The sequence below is a fragment of the Rhodovulum sp. 12E13 genome (assembly GCF_003340565.1).
Taxonomy (GTDB): domain Bacteria; phylum Pseudomonadota; class Alphaproteobacteria; order Rhodobacterales; family Rhodobacteraceae; genus HLUCCA09.
Window position 1 is genome coordinate 1 of sequence record NZ_QPLK01000061.1, and the last position, 6,349, is coordinate 6,349.

Here is a 6,349-nt window from a genome sequence, read left to right on the forward strand (position 1 = left end):
CGGGTCATCCCCGCGCGGGCGGGGAACGGCTGATGAGCGTCGTCAGGCCGCGCTGTCTCACCGGGTCATCCCCGCGCGGGCGGGGAACGGTCCTGTGCTGTCGGTGGTGGTCGTCAGTGAGGCGGGTCATCCCCGCGCGGGCGGGGAACGGGTGGCCAATGACCGGCCCATCCTCTGCCTGGGCGGGTCATCCCCGCGCGGGCGGGGAACGGGCGCTGTTCGGCGCGATGCCCGCGTCGATTGCCGGGTCATCCCCGCGCGGGCGGGGAACGGCTGGCTATTCGAGCCTCAGCGAGAATAGACAGCGGGTCATCCCCGCGCGGGCGGGGAACGGCTGCGGCTGGGAACGATGGGCGGGGGTGGTGCCGGGTCATCCCCGCGCGGGCGGGGAACGGGCCGCCACGCCTGCTGGATTGAACCGCGCCACCGGGTCATCCCCGCGCGGGCGGGGAACGGTCATGGTCACGGCCGAGCGGTTCCTGTTCGCTCGGGTCATCCCCGCGCGGGCGGGGAACGGACGGACGGGCAGAAGCATACCGGCGTGCGTGACGGGTCATCCCCGCGCGGGCGGGGAACGGCCAGCGAAACGGGGCTGATACCCGAGGACGAGCGGGTCATCCCCGCGCGGGCGGGGAACGGACCCGATGCGTTGACGTTTGCATCAGTGCCGACGGGTCATCCCCGCGCGGGCGGGGAACGGGCGGTATCCGCGCGGGACACGGCTTCTGTTTGCGGGTCATCCCCGCGCGGGCGGGGAACGGTCTTGCTGCATCCCGTTGATGTACCGAGGTATTCACGATGTCAAAGAGCCTACCGGATTGTCCGGCCTTGGCGGAGGTTAACCTGCCTCGCCGTTCGGGGGGAAGAAGCGAACGAGTCTGAGACCGTCGACGTCCTCGGGCATTCGGCGGTTCCGGCCGGCGGTGGCGAAGTCGAAGCCCTGATCCGTCGGCGCGCGCCAGATCATCACCGCGTCGCCGTCGTCGATCCCTGAAAGGACCTGCTCCCAGATCCGTTTGCGTGTGCGAGCCGAATAGGCGCCGACGAAGACGCCCGCCCGAACCTCCAGACACCATGCGGCCAGACGCCCCCGAAGGCGGGGCGGAGCGCGATTAACCACGATGACCATCATCGCCGGACACCTCGTCGCGAAAGGCTGGGCCGACCGCGTCGGGCGGTGGCTCCGGCTTGGGCAGATTTCCAGCAGAGAGGACTTCCTCGATCGTTGGCACGATGTGGTCCAGAAGCCCACTCTTCCTGAACGAATCCCGGCACGCCAAGCGCACGGCCCGTTCTACGGGCATGTCGAGTTTACGCTTTTCCGCGAGCCCGGCGATGCGGAACGCCTCGGGAACAACCGTGTCGAGCTTCCAGAGATCCGCGATGTCATAGACGAAGCTGCGCGGCTTGCCCGTGTGCAGAAACCCGATGGCCGGCGCGTAGCCGCCTGCCAGCACCGCCGCTTCGGCAAGACCATGAAGACAGGCCGTTGCGGCCGAAAGGCAGCGGTTCGGGGTATCTGCCGCATCCCATGCGCCCGGATCGTAGCGGCGCCGGTTCCACGTCACCCCATGCTTCTTCGCCAGAAGGTCGTAGGTCGCACGCACCCTGGCCCCCTCGATACCGCGCAACTGATCGACGGACCGCCTTTGGGGGGCGTCTTCATCGAAACGGCGCCGATACATCTCGCGCACGATCCGCAGTCGTGCCCCCGGGTCGAGCGCAAGAGCTGCCTGCCACAAAAGCTTGTCGGACCTCGCGCCGCCCGGTTGCCCGGCCGAATAGAGGCGCACACCGCCCTCTCCGACCCAGGTCAGCAGGGTTCCGGTCCGCCCTGCCAGGGCCACGGCGGCATGGCTGATCCGTGTGCCGGGTTCGAGCATGAGGCCCGCCAGCCCCCCGACGGGAATCTGGGTTACTGTCCCATCAGAGTTGACGCTGCAGAAGGCGCCGTCGCGCACATCGAGGTTCGCGCGCTCGACGAACACGAGTTGCGCACGGTCCTTCATAGGAATCGGCTTCGGCGGTGGTAGACCTCCGAGCGACATCTCGTCATGCGCGCCGCAGCAGCATGAGGCCACAGCCGAACGCCTTGGCCCGCCCGAAGCCATCACCGAGAGCCTCAATGAAGGTCTCGGGATCCTTCACGGTCAGGACTCCCTCGAGATCGAGCAGGCCGTAGCGCGGCTCTCCGCGCCGCTTGCCCCGGTATCCCGGCAGGGTCGCGGTGCTGTAGTCTTGCACAGCCACGCGGAGCGGAGCGAAACCTTTCCGTTGGCCGAGCCCCTCCATCCAGTCCGCCGCTGCTTCCTGCGCAAGGTCCATCCGACGCTCGGGCCGATCTCGTTTCGGGATCCCGTGGAGCCGATCCATTACGACATCGACGCGACCGACTCCACTCTTTGCCTTCGTGGCGTTGGCGCGCAGAAGGAAGCCAAGGCGGTCTCCGGGCGCGAGGTCCGGCGTGAAGGGGCGCGTCTCGGGCGGCTCAAAGAGTGGCGCCTCGCCCGGTGGCCTTTGGGAAAGGATGGTGAACGCGCCATCGCCCTCGTCGCGCCAGAGAAAGTCGCGCCGGGCCTCTCTGTCTCCTGCGAAGAGCGTCCAGACGAGGCGATGATGTGCGTCGTGCCGCCGCCCTTGGGCTTCGCAGTCGCTTGCGTCGGCTTCCGGGTCGATAAGGGCGGACAATGCCTCGGCCGAGGGATCGCGCCGAATTCGCACGCGGGATAGCCACAGAGTCATTCTTCCGCGCCTCGCGCACGGGCCTGCGGGGTGGCGATGCCGGTCAGCGAGCGAGCGAAGTGCCATCGCCGGCGATCGGTCGCGCGGTCCTGCCTGGTCTCCATCCGGACTATTCCGTCCAGACCGCTCCCATCTGCTGCGGCGACTTCTCTGATCGCGTGCGACCGTGCCCATGGGGGAAGCCGCAGATGGGTTAGAGCAGCTACAGGCTCCGGCGCCTCGACGAGCCGCGGGTCGAGCGGTGCGCAAAGCGGACATGCCTTGCGCCCAAGATAGAGTGGGAAGACCGGGCACCGCAGTGCCCCTGCCAATTCGGCGAGCCCCGGCCCGGCCAGCGCGACGCCGAAAAGACAGCCAGACCGGTACTCTCTGCGAGTCAGCGTCGTTCGAACCGCGCCTTCTGCAAGGCGCAACGCCTCCGGTCGGCTCTGCGGGGCGCGCGCCGCTGTGGTCGGCACAGTCTGCACCGTGTGGTAGTCTCGGAGCGGACGGCCGGGATCGAACGTCGCCACGAAAACCATCAGCTGATCGAGGTCCGAGAAATCGTCCTCGCGCCGTCGCCCCAGAGCCGCCCCCAGAAGTCCGACGACTGCCGACCGGCCAGGGCGGTCCAGAGTTCCGCGATGCGCGTGGCCGGCGAGTTCACCCATGGCCCCAACCGTCGCCGCAAGCTGAAAGACAAGATACTCAGGCACGGGCAGAAGCCGCGGCGAACGCGGCGATTTCATCGAGCGAGCCTTCACCTCGCGCGACGCTCATGACGCGCAAATCATCGCAACAGGCCCCGTAGCAAGTGTCGATACGCCGCGCCATGTCCTCGAGTGCAGAGATCGACTTTGTTTCCACTTCCCCTTCGGCAAGCGAAACCGGCTTGACGAAGGCGCCCGAAAGATCACGGGGCTGCTGATTGCCGCGTTCGATCCGGATGTAGTTGGCGCGCGGATGATGGGCATGGCTGTTCTGCTTGCCTTTGGGCGTTGCCGTCGCCAACGCCTTCGCAAGTGCCTCGAGACCCTGAGCCGCGAGTTCCACATCACCGTCGAGATTCTCGATCAGCATATCGACCGAGACGCATGCGTAGAGGTAGTAGACCCCCGCTCCGAAGCCGTGCTCACCGAGGAATCCCGCACCGGCATCCTCCTCGCGGGTCTTCAGTTCGTCCATCGCGGAATACCAATCATCCTGGGCGATGGCCTGGTGCGTGGTGAAGGCGTGTGCGACCTGCACAGCCGCTTCCCGATTGTAGTCCGGCGCATCCGCCAGCATCCGGCCAAACATCGCGATATCGACCGCACCGTCAGCCCGTCGCAGAACGCGCTTCTTCAGATCCTTATCGGTAGGGAGTTTCTCACCCGCGACAGCCTTTTCCGCGAGGTCGCGCGCGAGAGCCCATTCGTCGGGGGAAATGAATGCCAGTGTCGTAGCCTCGAGCTCCTTGTCTTCGATCTTTGAAAAGGCTTTCCCGATTTCGCGCGCAATCTCTTCGGCGCGCTTCTCGTCGACACCCTTCTCTGCCAACTCCTTCGCCAGCTCGCCCGCTAACCGCCGCGTGCGCGTCCCACGGTGTCCTGCGAGATCCTGCATGAAGTAGCTGGTTTCCCGGATGGCCCGTTTCAGCGACTGCGATGACAGCCGCAGGCGCGGGGCCCCGCCGATCGTCGCCTGTTTGGGCCGCCCGGTGTCGTCGCGGTTCGGGTTCGACAGAGGGTAGGTCGTGAGAAGGTGGAATTGTACGAAAGTGGTCATGCGGTCTTGTCCTGTTGAGGCGCCTCTGCGCCGAAATAATCGAAGGCCCAACGTGCGCGGACCTTGTCGCTCCAGAAGAGCAGGTCGGCGCCCAGCCGTCCGGGATCGCAGGCGCGATCCACAAGAGGCAAAACCCGGCGCACGGCCTGCTCCAATTCCGCGCCTTCCGAGCGCACCAGCCGCTGGAATCGAAGGTGAGCCGATCCTCGGTCGCGCTCTGCCGTACCGAGCTTTCGGGCGAGTGACCGACCATCGGACGTTCGCACCTCGGCCAGGACACGGACGATCTGCGCCAGACGTGCTGGGGTGTTCTCGATGCCGCGGTTCAGGCGGCGAGCAAGCGCGTGCACCTGAGGTTCCGTGAGTGCCTCGATGTTCGAGGCGCGGCGCAATCGAGCAGCGAGCGCCCGGGCTTCGCTGCGCTCGCGGGCTCCGATTTCGGACGCCCACCAGGCGCCGAGGATGGCGCGGGGATCGTCTTCGCTCATGCAGCAGTCCTCTTCTTGCGCTTCTTCTTCTGCAGCCCGAGCGCCTCGCGCACCGCGCCCGCCTTCCTTCCGTAGCCATGGACGAAACCGCGCAGGCGCTCGTGGGCCGTCACGATCTCACCCTGCTTGTCCGGTCGCGCCTGTGGGAGGGCGACGAGGGCCTCGCGCTCGAAAATGTCGAGCGCCTCCTGTCCCAAACGGCTCAGCCAGGCTTCCGCCAGCGCTCTTCGATCTCCAGGGGCAACGGCTGAGATCTCCCGATGTGCCCCCGCCGACTCCGACCCATTGCCTTTTTCCGCGCCCTCACCGAGGGAGCGGGCCGAGGTCAGCTTCCCGAGGGCAAGCGTGAAATCATTCTCGGTCGTTCTCCAGAACGCGTCAATCCGGCTTTCCTTTTCCGTACCATTCGGCAGCAATACTCCCATCGCTCCTGCCAGTTGCGCTGCCATTTCCGTGGCTGCGCGAACCATTTCCTCTGCGAAGGCGCCTGCCCCCTTGTCGAGGGGGAACAATGGAACCACCGACCACAGGAAATCGCGAGGACTCATGTTGTCCATCGACCAGCCCCCCACGATGATTTCTGCGACATCGTCGGATCGCGACTGCCAAAGACGCAGAACTTCTGCTCTTTGCCGAAGTGACGTATCCTCCACCTCGAATACTATCCCCGCCCAATTTCGGTAGGCCATGCGTCCTGACGGTGGATGTCGCGGCAGCCACTCCGCGTCTCGCTTCTGCCGGTAATATGGGGTGGTGGAATGGATCCACATCGCGTAGTTCGTTCCCCATGGCCTCTGCTCAACGCCGGTCACGTTGTCGCCGCCTTCGAGCCAGAGCCGTCGTGGCATTCCGAAGAACTGCTCCACCGGAGCCGCGTCCTCCGGATAGACGGGCGGCTTGCCGCTCTCCGAGGTCCGCGGTTGACGCATCCAGGGCAGGTCTTCCGACGCTGCGGGAGAGCCGTTCGGCACGTTCGCCCAGGTCATGGACCAGAGACCCTCTCCCGGATCGACGAGGGTCACCAAGGGGCCGCCGCCCCGCATCGACGTCCTGTTGCCGGCCCCGCCTGATGGCGCAAAAGCCTGCATGGTGTAGAGCGCCATCGCGGCAACTTCGAGATCGAGCGACGGATAGCGCCCACGGCGCACCATGAGATCAGCGTTGTATTTGGCAGTGCTCCCGCCTGCACTGTCGATGAAAAGCATGTCAGGCGGGTTTTTCGAGCCGCCCTGAGCGCTCGGGTCCTGAGCTATGCCGGGAAATGGGTGATGGGGCCTGCGAAGGCGGCGTATCGTGGCCGGTGATGAAGCCTGCCAGAACCTCCCGAAGGAGCGATACGCCATGGACGACGATACCACGATCACCCCGCTTCA

The 6,349-nt window shown here is 66.2% G+C and carries 7 protein-coding genes and 1 CRISPR repeat array; all 7 genes read right to left on the minus strand.

The window, feature by feature from the left end:
* A CRISPR array of direct repeats spans positions 1-761; the repeat unit is 29 nt; unit sequence CGGGTCATCCCCGCGCGGGCGGGGAACGG.
* A gap of 77 nt (positions 762-838) precedes the next feature.
* The 7 genes from cas2e to casA are packed head-to-tail and all read right to left on the minus strand — an operon-like array spanning position 839 to position 6,319.
* Positions 839-1,132 (minus strand): type I-E CRISPR-associated endoribonuclease Cas2e, encoded by a 294-nt coding sequence (gene cas2e, locus DLJ49_RS20450; protein WP_115395364.1) that lies wholly within the window; start codon positions 1,130-1,132, stop codon positions 839-841.
* Positions 1,113-2,009, minus strand: a complete 897-nt coding sequence (cas1e, locus tag DLJ49_RS20455; protein WP_233489357.1) for a type I-E CRISPR-associated endonuclease Cas1e — start codon at positions 2,007-2,009, stop codon at positions 1,113-1,115. The genes cas2e and cas1e overlap by 20 nt, the downstream gene beginning before the upstream one ends.
* A 43-nt stretch (positions 2,010-2,052) precedes the next feature.
* The gene (gene cas6e / locus DLJ49_RS20460; RefSeq protein ID WP_115395366.1) at positions 2,053-2,742 is read right to left on the minus strand and encodes a type I-E CRISPR-associated protein Cas6/Cse3/CasE; all 690 of its coding nucleotides are present in this window, start codon (positions 2,740-2,742) and stop codon (positions 2,053-2,055) included.
* Positions 2,739-3,470, minus strand: a complete 732-nt coding sequence (gene cas5e / locus DLJ49_RS20465; RefSeq protein ID WP_115395367.1) for a type I-E CRISPR-associated protein Cas5/CasD — start codon at positions 3,468-3,470, stop codon at positions 2,739-2,741. Before cas5e ends, cas6e begins: the two co-directional genes overlap by 4 nt.
* Positions 3,430-4,488: a type I-E CRISPR-associated protein Cas7/Cse4/CasC gene (cas7e, locus tag DLJ49_RS20470; protein ID WP_115395368.1), complete on the minus strand. Its 1,059-nt coding sequence runs from the start codon at positions 4,486-4,488 to the stop codon at positions 3,430-3,432. Before cas7e ends, cas5e begins: the two co-directional genes overlap by 41 nt.
* Positions 4,485-4,976: a type I-E CRISPR-associated protein Cse2/CasB gene (gene casB / locus DLJ49_RS20475; RefSeq protein WP_115395369.1), complete on the minus strand. Its 492-nt coding sequence runs from the start codon at positions 4,974-4,976 to the stop codon at positions 4,485-4,487. The genes cas7e and casB overlap by 4 nt, the downstream gene beginning before the upstream one ends.
* Positions 4,973-6,319 (minus strand): type I-E CRISPR-associated protein Cse1/CasA, encoded by a 1,347-nt coding sequence (gene casA, locus DLJ49_RS20480; RefSeq protein ID WP_115395370.1) that lies wholly within the window; start codon positions 6,317-6,319, stop codon positions 4,973-4,975. Before casA ends, casB begins: the two co-directional genes overlap by 4 nt.
* Between the last annotated feature and the right edge of the window lie 30 nt (positions 6,320-6,349).